The 20925-nt window shown below is 54.9% G+C and carries 18 protein-coding genes, 1 pseudogene and 2 riboswitches; of the genes and pseudogenes, 11 read left to right on the top strand and 8 right to left on the bottom strand.

Annotation, left to right across the window (positions count from 1 at the left end; all coding sequences use genetic code 11):
• Together INT22_RS09670 and INT22_RS09675 are read right to left on the bottom strand one after the other, a co-directional pair.
• Positions 1 to 1171 (bottom strand): annotated as a pseudogene (locus INT22_RS09670) (ATP-binding cassette domain-containing protein); the annotation flags it as partial.
• 83 nt (positions 1172 to 1254) lie between these two features.
• Complete coding sequence (locus tag INT22_RS09675; protein ID WP_193059503.1) at positions 1255 to 2121, bottom strand: sirohydrochlorin chelatase; 867 nt, start codon at positions 2119 to 2121, stop codon at positions 1255 to 1257.
• Positions 2122 to 2215: 94 nt separating this feature from the next.
• Between INT22_RS09675 and INT22_RS09680 the strand changes: the two genes are divergently transcribed.
• Complete coding sequence (locus tag INT22_RS09680) at positions 2216 to 2800, top strand: gamma-glutamylcyclotransferase (RefSeq protein ID WP_038478724.1); 585 nt, start codon at positions 2216 to 2218, stop codon at positions 2798 to 2800.
• Here the strand turns inward: INT22_RS09680 and INT22_RS09685 are convergent.
• Positions 2791 to 3318: an HPP family protein gene (locus tag INT22_RS09685; protein WP_193059504.1), complete on the bottom strand. Its 528-nt coding sequence runs from the start codon at positions 3316 to 3318 to the stop codon at positions 2791 to 2793. The genes INT22_RS09680 and INT22_RS09685 overlap by 10 nt on opposite strands.
• Before the next feature lie 109 nt (positions 3319 to 3427).
• Positions 3428 to 3721, bottom strand: coding sequence for a hypothetical protein (locus INT22_RS09690; protein WP_193059505.1), 294 nt, complete (start codon positions 3719 to 3721; stop codon positions 3428 to 3430).
• A 164-nt stretch (positions 3722 to 3885) separates the two neighbouring features.
• A riboswitch (glycine riboswitch) is annotated at positions 3886 to 3976 on the top strand.
• 23 nt (positions 3977 to 3999) lie between these two features.
• A riboswitch (glycine riboswitch) is annotated at positions 4000 to 4108 on the top strand.
• A 55-nt stretch (positions 4109 to 4163) separates the two neighbouring features.
• Here INT22_RS09690 and INT22_RS09695 point away from each other — a divergent pair.
• The 6 genes from INT22_RS09695 (at position 4164) to INT22_RS09720 (ending at position 10284) form a co-directional block, all read left to right on the top strand.
• Positions 4164 to 5414 carry a D-amino acid dehydrogenase gene (locus tag INT22_RS09695; protein ID WP_193059506.1) on the top strand — a complete coding sequence of 417 codons (1251 nt, stop codon included), beginning with the start codon at positions 4164 to 4166 and terminating at the stop codon, positions 5412 to 5414.
• Between the two features lie 67 nt (positions 5415 to 5481).
• Positions 5482 to 6408, top strand: coding sequence for a LysR family transcriptional regulator (locus INT22_RS09700; protein ID WP_193059507.1), 927 nt, complete (start codon positions 5482 to 5484; stop codon positions 6406 to 6408).
• Between the two features lie 126 nt (positions 6409 to 6534).
• On the top strand, positions 6535 to 7581 hold the full coding sequence (dctP, locus tag INT22_RS09705) for a TRAP transporter substrate-binding protein DctP (RefSeq protein WP_193059508.1): 1047 nt from the start codon (positions 6535 to 6537) through the stop codon (positions 7579 to 7581).
• Between the two features lie 142 nt (positions 7582 to 7723).
• Positions 7724 to 8215 carry a TRAP transporter small permease gene (locus INT22_RS09710; RefSeq protein WP_193059509.1) on the top strand — a complete coding sequence of 164 codons (492 nt, stop codon included), beginning with the start codon at positions 7724 to 7726 and terminating at the stop codon, positions 8213 to 8215.
• Positions 8212 to 9489 (top strand): TRAP transporter large permease, encoded by a 1278-nt coding sequence (locus tag INT22_RS09715; RefSeq protein ID WP_193059510.1) that lies wholly within the window; start codon positions 8212 to 8214, stop codon positions 9487 to 9489. The genes INT22_RS09710 and INT22_RS09715 overlap by 4 nt, the downstream gene beginning before the upstream one ends.
• A 33-nt stretch (positions 9490 to 9522) precedes the next feature.
• A complete protein-coding gene (locus tag INT22_RS09720) occupies positions 9523 to 10284 on the top strand; it encodes a M15 family metallopeptidase (protein ID WP_442311354.1) in 762 nt (253 codons plus the stop codon).
• 72 nt (positions 10285 to 10356) lie between these two features.
• Here the strand turns inward: INT22_RS09720 and INT22_RS09725 are convergent, their stop codons facing one another.
• Together INT22_RS09725 and INT22_RS09730 are read right to left on the bottom strand one after the other, a co-directional pair.
• A complete protein-coding gene (locus INT22_RS09725; protein WP_193059511.1) occupies positions 10357 to 13455 on the bottom strand; it encodes an efflux RND transporter permease subunit in 3099 nt (1032 codons plus the stop codon).
• Entirely contained in the window at positions 13442 to 14602 is a 1161-nt protein-coding gene (locus tag INT22_RS09730) for an efflux RND transporter periplasmic adaptor subunit (RefSeq protein WP_193068154.1), read from the bottom strand. Before INT22_RS09730 ends, INT22_RS09725 begins: the two co-directional genes overlap by 14 nt.
• A 101-nt stretch (positions 14603 to 14703) precedes the next feature.
• Here INT22_RS09730 and INT22_RS09735 point away from each other — a divergent pair, with 101 nt between their 5' ends.
• Positions 14704 to 15357 (top strand): TetR/AcrR family transcriptional regulator, encoded by a 654-nt coding sequence (locus INT22_RS09735; protein ID WP_193068155.1) that lies wholly within the window; start codon positions 14704 to 14706, stop codon positions 15355 to 15357.
• 110 nt (positions 15358 to 15467) lie between these two features.
• Here INT22_RS09735 and INT22_RS09740 read toward each other — a convergent pair whose 3' ends face one another.
• Positions 15468 to 16361 carry a LysR substrate-binding domain-containing protein gene (locus INT22_RS09740; RefSeq protein WP_089040581.1) on the bottom strand — a complete coding sequence of 298 codons (894 nt, stop codon included), beginning with the start codon at positions 16359 to 16361 and terminating at the stop codon, positions 15468 to 15470.
• A gap of 185 nt (positions 16362 to 16546) precedes the next feature.
• Here INT22_RS09740 and INT22_RS09745 point away from each other — a divergent pair, with 185 nt between their 5' ends.
• The gene (locus INT22_RS09745; protein ID WP_193059556.1) at positions 16547 to 16867 is read left to right on the top strand and encodes a hypothetical protein; all 321 of its coding nucleotides are present in this window, start codon (positions 16547 to 16549) and stop codon (positions 16865 to 16867) included.
• Between the two features lie 119 nt (positions 16868 to 16986).
• On the opposite strand, the gene INT22_RS09750 is transcribed toward INT22_RS09745, so the two are convergent.
• The gene (locus INT22_RS09750) at positions 16987 to 19122 is read right to left on the bottom strand and encodes a PhoX family protein (RefSeq protein ID WP_193059555.1); all 2136 of its coding nucleotides are present in this window, start codon (positions 19120 to 19122) and stop codon (positions 16987 to 16989) included.
• A gap of 256 nt (positions 19123 to 19378) precedes the next feature.
• Here INT22_RS09750 and hemP point away from each other — a divergent pair, with 256 nt between their 5' ends.
• Positions 19379 to 19546 carry a hemin uptake protein HemP gene (gene hemP, locus INT22_RS09755; RefSeq protein WP_084183610.1) on the top strand — a complete coding sequence of 56 codons (168 nt, stop codon included), beginning with the start codon at positions 19379 to 19381 and terminating at the stop codon, positions 19544 to 19546.
• 110 nt (positions 19547 to 19656) lie between these two features.
• On the top strand, positions 19657 to 20925 hold a 1269-nt coding region (locus INT22_RS09760), incomplete at its 3' end, for a TonB-dependent receptor plug domain-containing protein (RefSeq protein ID WP_193068156.1).

The raw sequence follows: 20925 nt of genomic DNA on the forward strand, positions 1-20925 counted from the left end.
CTTGGCCAAACATGCCAACTTCCGCCGCATCGGTCCACTTCACTTCACCGGCATCGGGGTGTAAATCACCCGCCAGGGTTTTCAGCAGGGTGGTTTTACCAATGCCGTTGGGGCCGATAATAGCAATGCGCTCACCCGCTTCTACGGTCATCGAGAAACGCTCGAAGAGCGGCTTCTCATCGTCGTAGCCTTTGGTAATGGCATCAACATTCACGGCATTGCGGTGGATCTTTTTATTCTGCTCAAAGCGGATAAACGGGCTAACCCGGCTCGAAGGCTTGATATCTTCCAGCTTGATTTTATCGATCTGGCGCGCCCGTGAAGTGGCCTGTTTGGCTTTGGAGGCGTTGGCCGAGAAGCGGCTAACAAACTGCTGAAGCTCGGCAATTTGGGCTTTTTTCTTGGCGTTATCCGAGTGCTGGCGCTCGCGGGCAGCAGTGGCGGCAGTCATGTAGTCGTCGTAGTTGCCGGGGAACAGGGTAATTTCCCCGTAATCCAGATCCGCCATGTGCGTACACACACTGTTCAGGAAGTGGCGGTCGTGGGAGATGATAATCATGGTACTGCTGCGCGCTTTGAGAATATCTTCCAGCCAGCGGATAGTATTGATATCCAGGTGGTTAGTCGGCTCATCGAGCAGCAGCACATCCGGGTCGGAAAACAGTGCTTGGGCCAGCAGCACACGCAGTTTCCAGCCGGGAGCAACTTCGCTCATCGGGCCGGTGTGCTGTTCAATGGGAATACCTAGCCCCAACAGTAGCTCCCCGGCGCGAGACTCAGCGGTATAGCCGTCAAGCTCAGCAAAGCGTACTTCCAAGTCGGCCACCGCCATGCCGTCGGCTTCACTCATTTCTGGCAAAGAATAAATCCGTTCGCGCTCGGCGGCTACTTTCCACAGTTCAGCGTTCCCCATGATGACGGTATCGATGACCCGCTCGTTCTCATAGGCAAACTGATCCTGGCGTAGCTTACCCAGCCGCGTGCTGCTATCCAGCATGACCTGCCCGGAAGAAGGCTCAAGCTCGCCACCCAAAATTTTCATAAAGGTGGACTTACCGCAACCATTGGCGCCAATCAAACCGTAGCGATTGCCGTTATTAAATTTGACGGAGACATTTTCAAACAGGGGCTTGGCCCCAAACTGCATGGTGATATTGGCGGTTGCGATCAAGATGTGAGCCCTGGTTAACAGTGTAATTGCGCATTCAAAGGCTCGCGATTCTACGCGCCTTTGGGCAGCGTTACACCTCCCACCTAGTGAGCATTGTCTAGCGTAGCCGGAAGTTCGAGTAGAAAACGTTCACCATCAAGTGCTTGGCGCAGCCGTGCGTGCAGTATCGCGACGATGTCAGGGTGTTCGCCAACCAGCGCGGTGGTTGTCACACTCAAACCTGGGTGGCGCTGTTCAGCGGCGGCACAAATCTCGGCGATATCGCCACCTTCCCCCGCATGACGCCCAGGCGAGAGAAACAACATCGCTAAGATGACCGGGCCTGATTGGAACTCCGGCGTATCCAATAAATGCTCCAACAGCGGCTCGTTAAAGCGATATTCGTCACCTTCACGGCGTTCCATCGAGGCAGCCGCCACACAAGCCACGTCATCACCAAGCAGTACACTAAGCTGTCCCGCCAAGCGGTTGCGCACGGCGGTCACTTCAGGAATCGGGCTGCCATGATCGACCAGCGCTACATGCGGCGTCGTTCCCGCTTGATGCTTATCGCGCACGTTGTCGGCCAGCAGTTTGGCTAAGCGCAGGTCATTATTGCCCCGCTCATCCACCAGCGGCTGGGCCACACGAACGCTCACCTGGGGAAAACGCGCCTGCAGTGCTGCCATGCGCTCTGGCAAGTAGCCCGTCAGTGCTTTGCTTGGGCCAAAGAAGAACGGCAGCACAATGATCTCTGTCGCCCCATTCTCGGCACTGCGCTCAGCAGCCGGGCCCAGAGTCATCGCGGGGATGCCGTCAACCTCTTCAGGAGGGATTTTATTAGAGTGCAGCAAGGAAGCCGCCTGCACGGTTTCGCCTAACTGCTGGCTGAGCGCAGATGCCGCGCGGCGCAGGTTGTGGGTTGCCTGAGGCCGTAATGAGCCGTTATCGACGAGAAAAATAGCGCGCATGTCGGTCTCCGGAAATGGTCAAGTAAGTAATCACTAAAGGCATGATAAGATGAGCGCTTTAACCGATGTACCGTACTCATGATGCTTGATAGCGATGTTTGATACTACCGCCCTGAACCAGCAAAGAAACTTCTTCGATGGCCATACCGATATCTGGCTTTTTGGTTATGGCTCGCTGATCTGGAAGGCCGACTTTGCCTACTTGGAACGACAGCCCGCCTACATTACCGGCTGGGCGCGACGTTTTTGGCAAGGCTCTCACGATCATCGTGGCACGCCGGACGCACCGGGGCGCGTCGCTACGCTGATTCGTGCCCAAGGGGAAGTATGTCACGGCATGGCGTACCGCATTACACCCGACGTGCTGGCACCGCTAGATGTACGTGAAAAGAACGGCTACCTGCGTGAAAAAGTGCCGCTCACTTTTCTAGCGCAGCGTGGCAATGTGCAGGCGGCAAAGGCAACAACGGAAGGGCTAATTTACTTAGCTACTGAAGATAACCCAGCCTTTCTGGGCGAGGCATCGTTGGATGATATTGCACACCAAATTGCCCATTCCCATGGCCCGAGCGGCTCGAATAAAGCTTACTTACTGAACTTAGCCCAGGCGTTACGCGAATTAGGCACAGACGATGCGCACGTTTTCGCCATTGAGGAGCAGCTACACCGCTACCAATAACGTGGATAACGGCGGTGGCGCGCTAAATTATTCACCAAAATGGCCACTACCAGCATGACCACGCACCCAGCGCCAATGGGGATCAGCGGATACCACCAGCCCAGTTTGTGGACACTCGCCCCACCTGCTACCGCAATCAGCGCAGCGGCAGCCCCCGGCGGATGCACGGTGTGTGTCAGTTGCATCACCAGTATGGAAAGCGACACCGCTAGTGCCATCGAGATAGGCGTTGCCCCCAGCAATTGGTAGCACCCCACCCCCACCAGCGCCGACAAAACACTGCCAAACAGTACATGGCTTGGCTGGGCAAACGGGCTTTCAGGCGCTGCATAAACCAACACCGACGTTGCCCCAAAGGAGCCCACGATTAATAACTGCTGCGAGAGCCAAGCGGCGCTTAGCCAGCATATAACGGCCATACCAGTAAAAGCGCCCAGCCATGACCAGCAGGCATCTTTCCAGCCGACGGGGCGGCGCGCCGTTGGCTCTCCTCGCATCTTGCCAAGATAAGCTTTCATTGCTCCCCCTCTGCACAAAAAGAGTGCAGATGATGGCAAAATGCACCAAATAAGCAAATGATAATTGATCACTTATCTAATGAAACTGACTCAAGGGCGCTCGCCCTCTCTACATCATTAGCCACGACAGGATAAACAGCGCCAGCACAATACGCACGATGGCTCCTAGTAAGGAGCCTCGTAGCAGCGCTCGAAAGCCGCGCCATAACAGCCACAAGCCAATTACCAACACCAGAATGCTAAAGAACGACGCATTGATACCCAGAGAGCGGGTTAGACCATCAATAAAGTCATCAAACGCGCCGAAAAAGTTGGTGAAGAAGCCCAATAAAAACTCCACCATCACGCGAATAGCATCGCCAATCGCTTCGCCTACACCATCAAAAAATCCGTTTGCCTGCATGCGTTATTTCCATCGCTAAAAGGTTTTCGATATTGTCAGTTAAAACCACGCTATTGCAAAGCATGCCCATTAAGCAGCGTGCTCCTCTCTTTTGCGTCTTTGCGTCCCCCCCTTAAGACGTTTACCCTATTTCACTTTTTCGACTGACGCGTTACAACGTTGTCAACGCAATAGCGGGAGAGACTGGTGCTAGCCACCAGCGCCGAAGGAGCAACGACCCCGGAAACTCTCAGGCCACCGGACCGCTATTGTTACGGTATTTACTAGAACAGTAATTACTAACACTTTCCGAAGAGCGGCTGATGACTGCGTCACTCAGCCCACCGAAGGAGCAAGCGCCTCCTCAAGATGCGTGAATCTCTCAGGTTCCATGACGGAAGGGGTACGCCTAGCCAATGTTGCTAGGGGTATCGCTTGACGCTCATACAATCTGGAGAGACACATGCAACGCATTGCTATTATTGGCGGTGGGATCACCGGTATTACAAGTGCTTATGCTCTGGCAAAGCGCGGCTTTGATGTGACTGTTTTTGAAAAACACCGCTATGCGGCGATGGAAACATCTTTTGCCAACGGCGGGCAGCTGTCGGCCTCGAATGCTGAAGTGTGGAACCACTGGCCGACGGTGCTTAAAGGCCTGCGCTGGATGCTAAAAAACGACGCGCCGCTCCTGGTCAACCCTCGCCCTAGTTGGCACAAACTCAGTTGGTTTGCAGAGTTCATCGCCGCCATTCCCCGTTATGCCGACAACACCACGGAAACCACTCGGTTAGCGATTGCTGCCCGAGAACACTTATTCCAGTGGGCGAAAGACGAGCAGATTGATTTTGATCTTAAACAGCAAGGCATTCTGCATATCTACCGCGACAAAGCTGGCTTTGATCACGCCTCGCGCGTGTCGCAGTTGTTAGCGAAAGGCGGCCTTGAACGCAGATCGGTCACGCCGGATGAAATGCGCGCCATCGAGCCAACCCTGGCAGGTAGTTACTATGGCGGTTTCTATACCGAAAGCGACGCCACTGGCGATATCCATAAATATACCAACGGCCTTGCTCAAGCAGCCGCCAAGCGTGGCGTGCAGCTTAACTATGGCCACCATATTGACGATATTGGTGCTGACGAGAATGGGGCTTGGGTAAGCGCCACGGTAGATAACAACAGCATGAGCCAACGGTTTGACAGCGTGGTAGTTTGTGCGGGGACCGGCAGCCGCGCCATTGCCGCCAAATTAGGCGATCGCGTTAATATCTATCCCGTAAAAGGCTACTCCATCACCGTACAGCTAGATGACGAGACCTCTCAGCAAGCCGCGCCAACCGTCAGCCTGCTAGACGATGAAACCAAGTTGGTAACCAGCCGCTTGGGGCTCAACCGCTTCCGCGTGGCTGGCACCGCTGAATTTAACGGCGCGAATCGCGATATACGCAACGACCGCATTCAACCGCTGGTTCGCTGGGTAGAAGAGTGTTTCCCTGGCGTGAGCACCCAACGCGTAGTGCCCTGGGCAGGCCTGCGGCCGATGCTACCTAATATGCTGCCCAAAGTTGGACCTGGCCGTTTACCGACTGTTTTCTATAACACCGGCCACGGCCATCTAGGCTGGACACTGTCAGCCATTACCGCCGAAATGCTGGCGGATGCGGTGGAGGAGAAAAATATCCTCCGCGAGCCAGCCCCCCAACCGCTTAGCTAATGCCAACCATGACAAGTCCGGGCAGGCTTCCGGTAAGATATAGAACACCCCAACATAGGCGTGTTTTATGCTTAACCAGCGTGCATTAACCTACCTCAATGAAGTGATTCGGCGCGGTTCGCTCAGGCGTGCCGCCGCCCACCTGAATGTCGATGCCTCTGCCGTTAGCCGCCAACTAAAAGCACTAGAAGAAGAGCTGGATACCCAGCTATGCGAGCGACACGGAAGAGGGATGCGTGCCACTGCAGCGGGCCAGCTACTGGTGCACCATTTTCATGCCCAGCGGGCTTCAGAAGAAGCGGTGCTCTCCCAACTAATGGCACTGCAAAGTCTCGCGAAAGGGGAAGTTCGCATTGCCGTGGGAGAAGGGTTTATTGCTGACCTGATCGCCGCACCGTTAGGCACTTTCATGTCAGCGTTTGACGGTATCAAAGTTGAAATCCGCATGGCGGGTGTCAATGAAGCGATGTCGTTACTCCAAGATCGCGAGGTGGATATAGCGCTACTTTATGCACCGCCGGTAGACCCGCAACTTTTCTGCCACGTGGAAACGCGCCAGCCGCTCGATGTCATTGTCCCCCCCAATCACCCACTTAGTGATCTTAATCGCCCGGTAACGCTGCATGACTTAAAGGAGTGGCCTCTGGCGTTAATGGACAATCCTTTTGGTATGCGGCAAATGGTCAATATGGTGGCTCACCAGGAGCGCATTCATCTTGAAGCACGCCTGCATACAAACTCTGTTGCGGTGTTAAAGAATTTTGTCCGCTCAGGCATCGGCGTTACGTTTATGCCCGAACTCACCGTAGCGGATGAGATTGAGCGCGGTGAGATCTTCACACTCCCCATGCAGTACCCGGTGATGAACGGTACGCGGGCACAAATTGTTAGCCTGAAAGGACAGGAACTCCCAGTCGCCTCAATCACTTGCATCAATCATTTGCACAAAGGCATGCGCTTTTTCTCCGCCGATGCACCACGACTGTTGCAATAAAAGCCACAGTTTAGGTATTGCATAGTCAACACCTCAATACATAGTCTTCTAGTAGGCACTCCTTATAAATCTAATAACGCGCCCATAGCGCCCCGTAGTTCACGACAATAAACCAGGAGACTGACTATGTACCCAGCAAAATTGAGCCAACACTTTGCGCCTAAACAGCTTATTTCCGCATGCCTAGTAGGCTCTGCTTTGATGGCAGGGAACGTGCTTGCAGCGACTACGATTAATCTAAGTTACAACGGTGCCCCAGACCCGGAAAAGAACGCTGTCCACGTCTTTGCAGAGAATCTTAAAACGTTGGTAGACGAAAAAACTGACGGTGAGATCCAGCTTAAGCTCTATCCGAATAGCATGCTCGGCGAAGAAGAGGAGCGCATGGAACAAACCATGAATACGCCCATGCTCAATGTGGCGTCATTTGCGGGTGTTTCTCCTCTTGTGGATGAAATCTTCGTTAGCGCTATTCCGTTTCTGTTCGACGATTTTTCTGCAGCCCACACTTTCTTCGATGAGGGTGAGTATTGGCAGGAAGTCAGCAACGCTCTGCAGGAGCGTGCCGGTATCGATATGCTAGCCGTTGTGGAAGAGGGCGGCTTTTTGGCGTTCACCAATAACGAAAGACCGATCAGCCATCCTGACGACTTCGAAGGACTCCGCTTCCGCGCCATGGACCCTAGCCAAGTCGCTCTTTATGAGGCCTTCGGCGCCTCCGGCACTCCCATCCCCTGGACAGAGACCTATATGGCACTGCGCACCGGGGTGGCTAACGGGCAAATGAACCCGCCGATGTATATCATCTTAGGCAGCCTTTACGAAGTGCAGGACTACCTGACCCTCGCCAATATCCAGTACTCCGACCAGTTCCTGGTAGGCAACAGCGACATGATCGCGGGTTGGGATGATGAGCTTCGCAGCGCCTTTATGGAGGCCGTATCCGAAGCTAATCACAATGCCCGTGAGCACAATGAGGAGCAGGTAGAGGCGCGTATCGCCTATCTGGAAGAGCAAGGCATGGAAGTCATTCGCCCCTCTGAAGAAGAGCTAGCCGCTTTCCGCGAAATCGGCCAGCCTGCCTACCTTGAGTGGCTCGGTGAGCGTGATATCGAGCAGCGCTGGATCGATATGGCATTGGAAGATGCAGGCATGAGCGAACTGCTCGACTAACGGCTGTTAACAACAGGGGCTGGCACCTTACCGGCCCCCTATTTCCAGTACTTAATATCCTAGTACTTAATACTCCAGTACTTAAGACCCTAGCACTTAATATTCAAGTGCTTAACGTTCCTGTGCTTCATGGAAGGCTGCCATGTTTAATACGCTTCGATCCCGTCTTTTAGCGATCAGCCGCCCTGTTACCTTAACTCTGGCGGGCGCACTGTTATCGCTCAATGTTGCGGCTATTCTGTTTGGGGTGTTTGCACGCTACATCGCTGGTGGCGCGCCGATCTGGACAGATGAGCTATCACGTTTCTTGATCATCGCCACCGTAATGCTCGCGGCTGGTGCTGTCTGGTCTGAAGGAGGGCATATGCGCGTTGGTCTGTTAGAGAAACGACTGCCCGTCCCCTTTGCTCGCTTGCTAAACGTGTACCAATGGCTACTCACCCTACTAATTGCGGCAGGCGGGGCATGGGTTAGCTATCGCTATGCACTGTCGGTCAGTATGTTTACCACTTCTGGGCTCGGCATTAGCCGTACGGTGCCACTGCTTTCGCTACCGATTGGTTTTCTGCTGCTGGCTTGGCATGTGCTTCTCTATGGCCCTGCACCACTCAAGACCATCGAGGACGACCTATGATTGTCACTATGCTGGTTGTTTTCCTGGGCCACGTTTTGATTGGACTGCCCCTGTTTATCGCCCTGTTGACCACCGCGATAGTCGGCTTTCTATTTGTCGACCCCTCAATGATTCCACGCATGCTGCCGCAGCAATTCTTTGGTGGTATCAATGTATTCTCCTTGATGGCGATTCCGTTATTTATCTTCGCTGGCAACCTGATGAACGTCAGCGGCTTAACCGAACGCTTGATGGGGCTCGCCCGCCTGATGGTAGGGCATTTGCGGGGCGGCATGGGGCACGTCAATGTGGTGTCGAGCGTATTCTTCGCGGGTGTTAATGGCTCAGCAGTGGCGGACACCTCGGCACTTGGGTCGCTATTAGTACCTGCCATGGAGAAGGAGGGCTACTCGCGAGCCTTTGCCGCAGGGTTGACCGCCGGCAGTTCGTTAATCGGCCCGATTATTCCCCCCAGCATCTTTATGATTCTCTACGCCTCACTGACCAATACCTCGGCCGGCAACCTATTTCTGGCAGGCGTCGTTCCAGGGCTGCTACTAGGCGTTGCCTTTATGGGCATGAACGCTTGGTATGCCTGGCGCCATCGGTTACCCAAAAGTGGTCAGTTGCCCTCACTCAGCCAACTTGGCATTGCCTTTATAGCCGCTCTGCCTGCACTTATCGCCCCTTTTATTATTGTTGCTGGCATCGTGCTGGGCTTCGTAACGCCGACCGAGTCGGGCGCGTTGACAGCGCTGTATGTCGCGTTGTGCGGGGTCGTGCTGGGAGGATTGCGTTTTAAAGAGTGCTGGAAAGCTATTGTCGATACGGCACGCTTAACCTCGGCGATTTTTCTGATTATGGCCGCCTCAGCGACAATTAGCTGGTTACTCTCCTATGCACAAGTGCCCGCCCAATTTGTCTCGCTGTTATCTCCTTACATAGACAACGCAGTAGTGATTCTACTGTTACTGAGTGCCATTACCTTTATAACGGGCATGTTTATGGAGGAAGTGTCAGCGCTGATGCTACTGACGCCTATCTTTGCGCCAGTGGCAATGATGGCGGGTATCGACCCCATTCATCTGGGTGTCATCATCACGCTTAACATTACTATCGCGTTAATCACCCCGCCGCTAGGCGCCTGCGTGTTTGTCGCCGCCGCGGTCAGTCGGCTGGAGATAGTGTCGCTATTCAGAACCATTTGGCCCTTTGTGCTAACAGCGATTGCGGTGCTTCTTCTACTCATCCTGTTTCCGCCACTCACGCTTTGGCTGCCTACACAGTTTGGATAGTGCTCTTCTTGAATAATCCTTTGCTTGGATAACATGATGCCTTTGAACACACTAGTGAAGGCCTTACCGCCTCTACCCAGCCACCTAGCTCCAAACTGGGAACAGCTACGCCGAACATCTATTGAAGATAATGGTGAGCGCTTGGTGCCAATGAGCCTCGCCCCGGCACCGATTAGCGTATTCCCCGCCTATGCTCGGCTGGGCATTCCCGGCGCGGTACCAGAGTGTTTCGTTCGGGAAAGCGTTTATCGGGCGCTACTCGCCGCAGCGCGCAGCTTGCCCGAAGGGATCGGTCTAATTGTGCTGGACGGCTGGCGTCCATGGCGGGTACAGCAGTACCTATTTGATACCCTGCACGAAGCCATCCAGCATCATCAGCCCGACCTCAGCGAGGCGGAGCTACTGGAGCGCACAAGGGAGTTTGTTTCGGTTCCCAGCCGCAATCCACTAGAACCGAGCCCACATCTCACCGGTGGTGCCGTCGATGTCACGCTATGTGATGCCGATGGCCTGCCGCTGGATATGGGGACACTGTTTGATGAAGCGATCCCCGCCTCTCATAGCGACTATTTCGAGCACCTGGAAACGCTAACGCCGCAGCAAGTCAACGCCCGAGATCACCGCCGCCTGCTATACCACACCATGCAACAGCAAGGCTTCACAAACCTGCCCAGCGAGTGGTGGCACTTCGACTACGGCGATCAATTATGGGCCTACTACGGGTCACATCAGCAGGCCCATTACGGCCCGGCAGAGTTGGACACCATTGAGAATCGCTGGCGCCGACAGCTGTAGTTGACTAGGCACGATGCCACTCCAGGTAAAGGGCATCGTCGCCTAGAACTCACACTACCTTATCAAGTATGCTCAGATTGCGTTTCCCGCTACCGCATGCTTGCTACCGATAGACGAGCTTGCTCTTGCTACCCAAAGCCGATAAAGCGCTGGGGTAAAGAAAAACGACACCAGCGTTGCCAAAAGCAGCCCAAATCCGACGGTTTGCGCGAAAGGTGGCCACAATCCACCTGCCGCCATCATTAATGGAATTAATCCTGCGAAAGTGGTGATCGTCGTTGAGATAATATGACGACTGGTGGGGCCGCTAATGACCGCTAACATGGCATCGATATCGCCTTGGCGTGCCGCTTCATCGTCGTCAAACGCAGCAATGATGATAATAGTGGCATTAATCGCCACACCCACCAGCCCCATAATGCCGACAATAATGACAAAACCGAATGCATGACCACTGAGCAGCAGCGCTACAATGCCCATGCCCATCGCCTGGGCACCGGCAATAAACACAATGGCAGCGCGGCGAAAGGAATTAAACGCCAGCACGACCGTTGCCACCATGGCAATCACCAACAGTATCACCGAGGCCAGCAGGTTACCCACGGCTTCGCTACGTTCGGCGGCCTCTCCACCGGTTTCAATGCGATAGCCAGAAGGGAGGTGAATTTCTCCTGCATTTAGCGCGTTCTGCAACGCGTCCTCTAGCTGTGCCATGGAAACTGCCGGCAACGCATCGGCTACCAGGTAGCCTTGCACTAACTGCACCCGTTCCGCATTACGGCGAGTAATCACACTCCAGGCTGGCGTTAGCGATACCTCCGCCACTGCCGCTAGCGGCAACCCCTCTGCGACGCCATCACTGACTAAGCGCAGCGCAGCAAGCTGTTCAGCATCGGTGCGCCATTCACCAACATAACGCACTCGGACGGGAAGCTGCTGAGTATCTTCCAGCAGCATGCCTGCAGACTGGCCTGACAGTGCAGCACCAACCTGTTCCGCTAGGCGTTGTGGCGTGAGGCCTGCATCGTGAAGCGCCGTTTGGTCGATATCCAGCGTTAGCCTGGGCAGGTCGCGCTGCATGCCTGCGCGCACATGGGTTACCTGAGGCAACTGATGCATTAGATTCGCTAGTTCAAGTCCCAGCGATGACAGTATGTCCAAGTCATCGCCATAGACCCGTAGCTCAATCGGTGCTTTAAACGGAGGCCCCTGCTCATACTTACGCACCACGCTTTGCGCCTGCGGAAAGTGCTGATCAAGTACTTGCTGCAGCATTGGCACCCGCTGGTTAGTCACCGCTAACGACTCGGCATCGACAATTAAGTGTAAAAACGCTGGGTTGTTATCCTCATTGGTCAATACGTTGTAGTACATCATGGGGGCACTTTCGCCGATAAATGCCGACACCCGCTTGATGCCCGGCAGCTCTCGGATAAGGGTTACGGCTTCATCGGCCAACGCAGCGGTATTGGCGATGCTGCTAGCCGGTGGCAAGCGTACTTCAATGTGGAATTGGTCACGGTCTGCCGGTGGAAAAAACGCGACGTCTAACGTTGGCATTAATGCGATACCACTCACAGGCACGCATAAGGTAATGATCATGGCAGCCACCGGATGACGCAGCGAGCTACGTACGGCCCCCCGAAAACCACGCTTAATCACGTTATCTTGTGAGCCTGACGGTTTCTTCGCCACGCTGGCCAGCAGCATCGGAGAGAGCGCTGGCACTAACAGCAGCGATACCAAGTAAGAACTCACCAGCGCTACAATAACGGCCAGGGCTAGCGGTCCTACGAACTCTCCGGCGGGCCCCGGCATTAGCACAATTGGCATAAACGCCAGAATGGTCGTCAGGGTGCTAGCCAGTAACGGCACGGCTAAATGGCGCAAGGCATCTCGGGTCGCGGCAATCACTGAGTCCCCTTGCAAGAAACGCTCACGAAGGGCGTTGGTCATGACAATGGCGTTATCCACCATTAACCCCAGCGCCACAATAATGCCGGTAATGCTCATTTGGTGGATATCAATACCCAGTGGCTTGAAAAACGCCAACGTGAGCAGCGCCGTGGCGGGAATCGCTAGTCCCACCGTGATCGCCGAGCGCCAGCCCATGCTTAAAAACAGAATAGCCACTACCAGCACTAACCCTATCAGCAGGCTGCTAGCGACATCGCTTAAGCGCTGATTGGTGTAACTGGCTTGTTCAAACACCACTTCAACATCAAGGCCCACGGGCAGCTCGTCAGCAAACGCCATTAGCTGTTGCTGAGCCCGTTCAACCCAAACATCAATACGCTGGCCGGGAGCCATACGGGCACCCACAAACACAGCTCGTTCGCCGTTAAGCAGCGCCATGGCGGCGGGCGGGTCCTGCACGCCGCGGCGCAGCTCGGCAATCTCACCTAGCCTCACCGTTTGGCCCTGCCGGATAGCCACGTCGACATCGCGCAACCTGTCCAACGTATCAAATTCACCGCTCAGCCCGACCGTTAGCCGATGGCCTTGAGTAACCACTTCGCCTGCCGTGCGGCGGCCATCACTTGCTTCAATGGCGGCGGCCAACTGGCCTACAGAAAGCCCCAACGCATTTAGCTCTAAGGGGTCGACCATGACCTCGACCTGCTCTCCTGCGACACCAAACAGATGGGTGTATTCCGTGCCTGCAACACGCCTAAACTGATCTTCTAGGCGTTCAGCATAACGCTCCATCAACTGCGGATTGGGCGAAGAATCTAGTGTCCAGCGCAGGGCGGCCACCATGCTAAAGGCGTAACCGCGGTCATCCAGCAGCTCTGGTGTTTGCACACCGGTTGGCAAGGTTGGCGCGATATCGCCTAACTTATCTCGTACTCGGCTCCACACGGGGGCGACATCAACAACCGCGTCTTCTAATTCAAGACTGATAACAGCGATGCCCTGGCGCGACGTAGATTCAAGCACTTGGATTTCTGAAATAGTGCGCAACTCGTTTTCAATGGGCCGCGCTACCAGCGCTTCAACCTGCTCCGGCGTAGCACCAGGAAACGGCGCAAGCACGGTAGCCATACGCGCAATCAGATGAGGGTCTTCTGCCCGAGGAAGCGTTTGAATAGCCGATAGCCCAGCCACAACCAGCAACCCCAAGGTTAATGCCACTAAACGGCGGTTAAATAACCACTCAATGCGCTGCATAAGCCATATCCTCGCTGAGGGTGACCTGCTGCCCAGGGGTGATGCGGTGAATGCCGCTAGTAATTAACCTTATTCCTGGCTCAAGGGTTCCGCGCACAAAGGCTTGATCGCCTTCAGTGTGCAGTAATTCCACGCTCGCCCGTGCCACACGAAAATGCCCCTCTTCCAGCGGTTCTGCCACCAGTACGTTCCACAATCCTCGCTCGGCAGCACGTAAGGCATCTAGCGGCACCCAATAGCCACTGGCAGGCTCTACCACTGCGTAGCCAAGTTCAACGAGATCACCAGGCACCGCGCTGTTTGAGGCGTCAAGCGAGACAACCAGCGTCTGCATGCGGCTGTCGCTGTCAATATGGGGTAGCCGAGCACGCACCTTACCGCCGATAGCGTGGTGATTAACGTTGAGTGTTACCGTCTCGCCTGGTGTAAACGTCGACGCTAACCGAGCAGGCAATCCTAGATGCGCTTCAAGTTGCTCAACATCGATCAGCTCAAACGCGGCGGTACCGCTAGTCACTAAACTACCAACGCTGACATGACGCTCAATGACGCGTCCGGCGAAGGGCGCTTTTAATGTGCTGTCCTCAAGATCAGCAGTAAGACTGTCTCGTTCCGCCGCCAGTGCCGCAAGGCGGGCTTGAAGCGTTAACCGATCCGTGCGCGCTTGGTCCAACGTCGTACGGCTGGCGAAGTTACTTTGATTAAGCTGCGCTTCACGCTCTTCTTGGCGCTGGGCAAAAGCAAGGCCGGCGCGGGCTTCCTCACTGCGTGCGGCCACTTCTGCCAAACGGCTTTCAAGACGACGGGTATCCAGTATCGCCAGCACATCGCCCTGCTCAACTGCACTCCCCCTATCAGCCAACACTTCGCTAACACGGCCAGCGGGTTCAAAGGCAAGCGACACTGACTGACGTGCAACCACTCGCCCCGTTAAGCGCACGTCCCGCTCCAGCTGTTCGGAGTGGGCAAGAGACTGCGTCACCACTTGCAACAAAGCGTTATCCGTTTCTTGCTGGTTAGCCAACTGGGCACGACTGTGCTGGCTAGTAAGCGCAACCACCGCAACTACCGTGATACTCATCATAATTAAGGCCGCCAACGTGCCACGACTCCGGTGGCGCCAGGAAGTATTGAAGGAAGTGTCCATAATGGCCTCGAAATGGTTTATTCTTGAACGATACGGTTCACTATAATATGTGTACGCCAGCGTTCAATATTTATTTATTCGATAGGCACGGATTTTACGCAATGACGGACTCGCAACCTTTACCGCCTGACAAAAAACGCAGCGCCGGTCGCCCCAAAGACATGGCTAAGCACAACGCGATGCTAGACGCGGCGGCCTGCCTATTTTTTCGCTTTGGGCTCGAAGGGGTGACCATGGAAGCCGTTGCCCGTGAAGCGGGTGTTTCCAAAGTGACTGTGTACGGCCATTTTGCAACCAAAGAAGCGCTATTTGGCAACGTCATTCAGCGTGAAACCGCCCTCATTCGTCATGGGCTAGAACAGCTTCCCGACACTCATGAAGTCGTGCGTCAGTCACTGATTGAAGTCGGCACAAGCCTCGTGCGCTTTTTGTTGGAGCCCCACGTGTTAGCCGTTGAGCGCGTTATGAGTACACAGGGAAGTCAGCACCCCGAACTGCTACTGGCCTTTTTCGAATCAGGCCCCTGGGCCACTAAAAAGTGGCTGCAGGAAAAGCTTGAGGGGCTAGCCCGCGCCGGGCACTTAACACTTAACGCACCCACACTAGCCGCCGACCAACTCTGTAGCATGTGGCAAGGCATGTTAGTTATGGAGGTGCGTATGGGGGTTCGTCAGCTCCCCAGCGATGAAGAGATTCATCGTCAGATCAGCAGCGCAGTGGATGTATTTTTGGCGGCGTATGGCAAGCAGGCGTAACAGACATGGCAAGCACATGCCTCCTGCGACGATCATGTGATGGCGTAGTGGCTCGCCCTGAACGGGCCATCCCAGGGAATCTCACTACCGCTAAATGCAGTGCGTTAAGCTCACCCCTCCCGTAATGCCTCTACCACTCGTTCAGCCAATACCTCACTGGCATCACTACTGCCCGCACGCTTGACAAGAAATACCTGATAATCGCCCAATGGCGGTAGAGCATCGTTGTTTAACCGTTTGAGCGGTGGGCGAATCAAGCTTTTCGGAAAAGCCGTCACAGCCAGATCAGCCAGCATAGCCGCTTCCTGACCAGCACAATGGTCACAGGAGTAAGCGATCCGGTAATTAACCCCAGCATGATCAAGGGCGTTTAGCGCGATCCTCCGCCACGCACACCCCTGTTGAGCCAAGGTCACCGGCAGCGGTGTGCGTTCTACGGCAACGCCATCCTCACGACCAGCCCACACTAACGGTTCGCTATGCACCACATCACCGCGCGCCGCCTGACCAGGCTCTCCGCCCATCACCAGCGCCAAGTCGAGTTCTCCCTCATCCAGCCTAGCGAGCAGGTCTTTGCTGCGCCCAACGACGACATCGACCTGCACGGCCGGATGCGAGCGAGCAAACTGAGCAAGCACATTGGGTAAAATACGCCCAACGACGTCGTCAGTTATACCCAGCCCCACGCGCCCTTCTATGGTGGGAGCTAAAAACTGAGTCACGGCTTCAGCATTGAGCTTAAGCAGCCGTCGACCATAGCCCAGGAGTACTTCCCCCTCGGTAGTCAGGCGCACATAGCGCGCCTCGCGCACAAATAGCGTTTGCCCAAGTGTTTCTTCTAGCCGTTTGATCTGCATGCTCAGTGCAGATGGGGTGCGAAATAGCTGCTGGGCGGCGCGGGTGAAGCTGCCGCTCTCCGCAATCGTCACAAAGGTGCGTAGCACCTCGCTATCCAGTAACGGCAAGGCAGCTCGGCTGGGAGCTATGGTCGATAGTTGATTCATCACGCCCACCTTTCAGAAAAACTTAACGATCAGTGTAGATCTTTTCGTTTGATTGATCCAAGGCGAAGTACCAAGCTGTTCACAAGAGGTCGCGACCCTCTCACTTATTGACCACAAACCATGCCTGTCCAGTCGGTGCCCAGACACCGCTGCCTGCACAGTCGTTGTGAAAAAAGAGGTGCGCGATGAAGTGTGAATGTTCAGCCCAACATGCCCAAAATGCATGGGTAAAAGCCAGCCAATTAGCGCCGCCCCCAAAGCCACCACAAGTAGATTTTTACATGCCTGCCATGCCGTCAATGAGGCTAATTCGCGCGCTAGATATGGGCTGGTGGCGTTTCCGGCGGCGCTGTCTTTTCCGCCGCCATATACTGCCGCTATTGGCCTACGATGATCAGGTGCTGCTGGATATTGGCCATTGCCGCGAAGATATTCTCTGGGCCAACAAGCTCCCATTGAAGATCGACGCCATCCACGCGTTAGAAGCCCGGCAGAAAAAGCAGTAAGCCCAAAAGGCTCAGGATCAAAAAAAGCTCCGAACCTTTCACCGGTTCGAAGCTTTTAATGGAAGCTCTCAATAGCGTTTTAAGCACCCAAAATGGTGACTAGGACTCAACCGCTATTTTCACACCCCTATCGGCCCACCATCGCGCTTCTGAATAACTACGGTAGATGCCCGAGGGCGTACCTGACCGCTGGCCTCAGCGGTGGCATCTTGGGTCAGTGCACTACCATCCGCGGGCCAGTTGCCGGGGTGCTGAATATTAATAAACAGCGCCGTTTTGTCCGGCGTCGCAAAAATGCCGGTCACTTCACAACCGTTCGGCCCTACGGCGAAGCGTTTCAGTTGCTGCTGGTTGCTGTTGTTAATCACCGGGCCGGTACCCTGAATCTCGTCCAGGCTGTTAGGCACCACGGCTAATAGCTGGTCGTTGGTGTACTCGGTAATGCCTTCGTAACCATTATCGGTCTGTATCCAGAGAATGCCCTGACCATCATCACGCTGGTCAAACCACAGACCATCGGGGCTGGCAAACTGGTTCATTTCAGTCAGGCCAGAATGATTGCCTTCATCATTAGTGGCGGCACCAAACACAAACACTTCCCAGCGAAAGGCATTCGGCAAGCGGCTTTCACGCCAGCGGATAATGTGACCTGCTTCGTTATTAGCGCGTGGATTAACGGCGTTGGCCGGGGCTGTCTCATAGCCTACCCCTAGCTGAGCAATGTCATCGCCTTGATTGGTGAAAGTAGCCGCTGCAGCTTCTTCGCTACGCTTCGAATTATTGGTCAGCGTTAGATACACCTCGCCAGAGGAAGGATCCACGGTTGCCCACTCTGGGCGGTCCATTGGTGTCGCTCCCATTAGATCCGCTGCATCACAGGTGTTAATAATCACTCCAGCTAAATCATCCTCTGCCAAGCCCAAAGCCGTTGCCAACGAACGGCCATCGCGTGTTTGCGCGTTAGGTGTTAGCGGCAACCACTCACCGCTGCCATCAGCGTTGAAGCGAGCCACATAGAGGGTGCCGTTATCCAGATATTTACTACCAATGGCGAGGCGGTCATACGCTTCACCCGGACGATTGGCATCGGCGGGATCCCAGGCAGCGTCAGAAACATACTTATAGACGTACTCGTTGCGGGAATCGTGGCCAGAGTAGTACACCACGGGTTGCCCTGCTTCCAGCTTACCTAGCCAGCACCCTTCATGACGGAAACGACCAAGTGCCGTGCGTTTTACCGCGTAAGCATCACTATAGGGATCGACTTCAACTTGGTAGCCAAAGGTGCGCGCTTCGTTGCGGTAATCATCTTCAGCACGCTCGCCCCGTGGCGTGATATTGAAACGCGCAAACTCATCGTTTTCTTCAGAGGCATCACCCGCCGAGGTATCCCAACCATAGCGGCTTTTATCGGTAGGAATACCAATCCGCGCGTCGTCCTGGAAGAGTTGGCCGTGATTAATGAACACATTGGGCCAGTTCTCTTCGCAAGCGATATAAGTACCCCAGGGCGTTAACCCATTACCACAGTTGTTATTGGTGCCACGGGTTTGCGTACCCGCTGGGGAGAAACGCGTTTTCACATAGTCACTGCCTGCCACTGGGCCTGCAATTTCCATCACCGTCGCGCTGGTAAGACGGCGGTTATAGCGGGAGCCGGGCACATGCGACCAGTGTCCGTTAGCGTCTTTCTCAACTTCCACAATAGTGACACCGTGAGCGTTGATTTCAGTACGCGACTCTTCGGCGGGGCGCTTGCCTTCTGACGTATTGGTCGGGCCACCTTGAGGTGCCCACAGCGCTGCTTGATCGATATATTCGTTGTTGAGCACCAGCACAAAGCGCCGTGAGGCGTTGTCAGCATCCAGGGCAAAACTAGCCATTCCATCGTGGTTCATACCCACGCTAGCGGCTTGACGCTCGGCGGTCATTGACTGGTCGGACTGCCAGCTGTCACCAGCGCTCAACGGCGTGCCCCACGGCACCAGCACTTGGGCAACATAGCCTTCAGGCACTACGACAGCATCCGTTAGCGATCCTTGAACCGCCTCAAACGCCAGCGTCAACGGCGTTTTTTGCGCCCCGTTTGAAGCCAGTGCTTGGGCGGCACCGCCAAAGCCAAGCATTGAAGCAGCGGCCAAACCTAAGCCGCCCCGCATTACCGCTCGTCGCGAAACATGCTGCGCTAACACATCCGCAAACGGCTGGTTGCTGCTCTGATTTAACAGGCGATGGTCTTCAATTTCCTTGCTCATAACTACGATCCTCTCGTCACGGTTAACACGCGCTAGTTTTATGTTAAGAGGACACTAATCAATTTAAATGACAGGGTAATGACGAGAACTCTACTGTTAGGTGAACGTTCATTCGCAAGCTATTCCCCACCTTTAAAAACTGTTGGTTAAGCATCTGCACGGTGGTTAGGTAAGGTTGGGAGTGATGGTTGTGAGAGGTAGTCAAATCTGCTAAATTAATGCTAATAGTTATCATTACCACAGGAAACAACCTCTCATGCAGCCCAGAAAAAAAGACGTTCCGCCAGAAGGCTCGCCTAGCGCATCTCGCGAAGTGACAAGTCAGGCGCTGCTTGATCAAGACGGTCAGTTGGTTATTCACCATGAACAGCGACGCTATGTGCTGCGACGCACGAAAAGCGGCAAGCTGATCTTAACGGCGTAAGCCTTTTAAAATAATCACTTACCTACTACTTACCCTTTTAACCAGCCAGGTAGCCCATCGCACCCAGCCAGCAACATTATCCATCACTTTCTGCTGGAACTGTCTGGCCCATGAAACCAACTCACACGTTAGGCTTTTGCCTTACCTTACTCCCTCTTCTGCCTGCCAACGCCAATGACTCGGGCTTAGACCCCCTCACAGTCACAGGTACCCGAGCACCGACGGATCTGTCCCGCGCACCGCTGATTATCGACATCATCGACCGCCAAGACGCAACGCTTGCCACCGCGAGCCGCGTTGAAGACGTGCTGAGCCGCCAGCCTGGCCTGCATGTGGCTGGCCAAGGACGCCGTAACGGCCAAACGCTGAGTATGCGTGGCTTCGGCAGAAATGGTGTACTGGTGCGCCTGGACGGTGTTCGCCAGGATATTTCCACTGGCCATGTGGGCAACTTCTTCCTCGACCCAGCGCTGATCCAAGAAGTGCAGATTGCCCGTGGCTCGCTTTCCAGTCTGTACGGTAGCAATGCCATGGGCGGCGTTGTTAGCTTTACCAGTGTCGAGGCCAGCGACCTATTAGCCCCAGGTGAAGATAGCGGTGCACGTCTTTCTCTAGGCGGGGCAACAGCGAACGACGAGCTACGCGGCAGCCTGACGGCGTTTGGTCGCCGCGCCACGGCTAACGGGCAAGTGGATGGGCTATTTTCTGTGGGCCGTAGCGAGTCCGGCGATATTCGTCGCGCGGGCGGTGATGATGCAGTAGAAGATGCCAGCCTCAATAGCCTGCTTTTAAAAGGCGGCTGGGAACCAAGCGACGACCAACGGGTGTTTATTAGCTGGCAGCACTATGATGAGCGCGCCACCCAACCCGCTAATCCGCAACAGCTATCAACCAACGCTAGCAACCCATTACGCGACCGTGATGTTGAGAGTAATAACGTACAACTTGGCCACCGCTGGCAACCGAGTGGGGCCACTGAAATCACCTCTCAGCTTACCTTTAGCCAACAGGATATCGACGAACCACAGGCTAACCGTACCCTTGAGCGGATCGGCCTGCAGAGCGATGGCTATCACAGCATCGACCATGGCTGGCTTTCACAAACGCTGGTGTTTGGCGCAGAGCTGGAACAGGCTCGCCAACGGCCTGACGGTGAAGCGAATGGTTTCCCTCACGCTGATATCGATACCCAGTCAGCCTATCTTGATACCACGCTTACTGCGGGCCGCTATTTAGCAGAGGGCGGCGCGGGGCAGTTTGACGTCGGCATTGGCGCGCGCTATGACCGCTATGACGCCAGCGGTCAAAACGATGCCGACAGCGTGCACGACCAAGTGTCGCCGCGCTTCCGCCTTGCCTGGCGACCCGACGACACCTTG

Source organism: Halomonas sp. 3D7M (genome assembly GCF_014897885.1).
Taxonomy (GTDB): domain Bacteria; phylum Pseudomonadota; class Gammaproteobacteria; order Pseudomonadales; family Halomonadaceae; genus Vreelandella.

Bases quoted from the DNA above. Each gene is read 5' to 3' on its own strand.
- INT22_RS09675 (WP_193059503.1), bottom strand. From the start codon at position 2,121: ATGCGCGCTATTTTTCTCGTCGATAACGGCTCATTACGGCCTCAGGCA.
- INT22_RS09680 (WP_038478724.1), top strand. From the start codon at position 2,216: ATGTTTGATACTACCGCCCTGAACCAGCAAAGAAACTTCTTCGATGGC.
- INT22_RS09685 (WP_193059504.1), bottom strand. From the start codon at position 3,318: ATGAAAGCTTATCTTGGCAAGATGCGAGGAGAGCCAACGGCGCGCCGC.
- INT22_RS09690 (WP_193059505.1), bottom strand. From the start codon at position 3,721: ATGCAGGCAAACGGATTTTTTGATGGTGTAGGCGAAGCGATTGGCGAT.
- INT22_RS09695 (WP_193059506.1), top strand. From the start codon at position 4,164: ATGCAACGCATTGCTATTATTGGCGGTGGGATCACCGGTATTACAAGT.
- INT22_RS09700 (WP_193059507.1), top strand. From the start codon at position 5,482: ATGCTTAACCAGCGTGCATTAACCTACCTCAATGAAGTGATTCGGCGC.
- dctP (WP_193059508.1), top strand. From the start codon at position 6,535: ATGTACCCAGCAAAATTGAGCCAACACTTTGCGCCTAAACAGCTTATT.
- INT22_RS09710 (WP_193059509.1), top strand. From the start codon at position 7,724: ATGTTTAATACGCTTCGATCCCGTCTTTTAGCGATCAGCCGCCCTGTT.
- INT22_RS09715 (WP_193059510.1), top strand. From the start codon at position 8,212: ATGATTGTCACTATGCTGGTTGTTTTCCTGGGCCACGTTTTGATTGGA.
- INT22_RS09720 (WP_442311354.1), top strand. From the start codon at position 9,523: ATGATGCCTTTGAACACACTAGTGAAGGCCTTACCGCCTCTACCCAGC.
- INT22_RS09725 (WP_193059511.1), bottom strand. From the start codon at position 13,455: ATGCAGCGCATTGAGTGGTTATTTAACCGCCGTTTAGTGGCATTAACC.
- INT22_RS09730 (WP_193068154.1), bottom strand. From the start codon at position 14,602: ATGGACACTTCCTTCAATACTTCCTGGCGCCACCGGAGTCGTGGCACG.
- INT22_RS09735 (WP_193068155.1), top strand. From the start codon at position 14,704: ATGACGGACTCGCAACCTTTACCGCCTGACAAAAAACGCAGCGCCGGT.
- INT22_RS09740 (WP_089040581.1), bottom strand. From the start codon at position 16,361: ATGAATCAACTATCGACCATAGCTCCCAGCCGAGCTGCCTTGCCGTTA.
- INT22_RS09745 (WP_193059556.1), top strand. From the start codon at position 16,547: ATGAAGTGTGAATGTTCAGCCCAACATGCCCAAAATGCATGGGTAAAA.
- INT22_RS09750 (WP_193059555.1), bottom strand. From the start codon at position 19,122: ATGAGCAAGGAAATTGAAGACCATCGCCTGTTAAATCAGAGCAGCAAC.
- hemP (WP_084183610.1), top strand. From the start codon at position 19,379: ATGCAGCCCAGAAAAAAAGACGTTCCGCCAGAAGGCTCGCCTAGCGCA.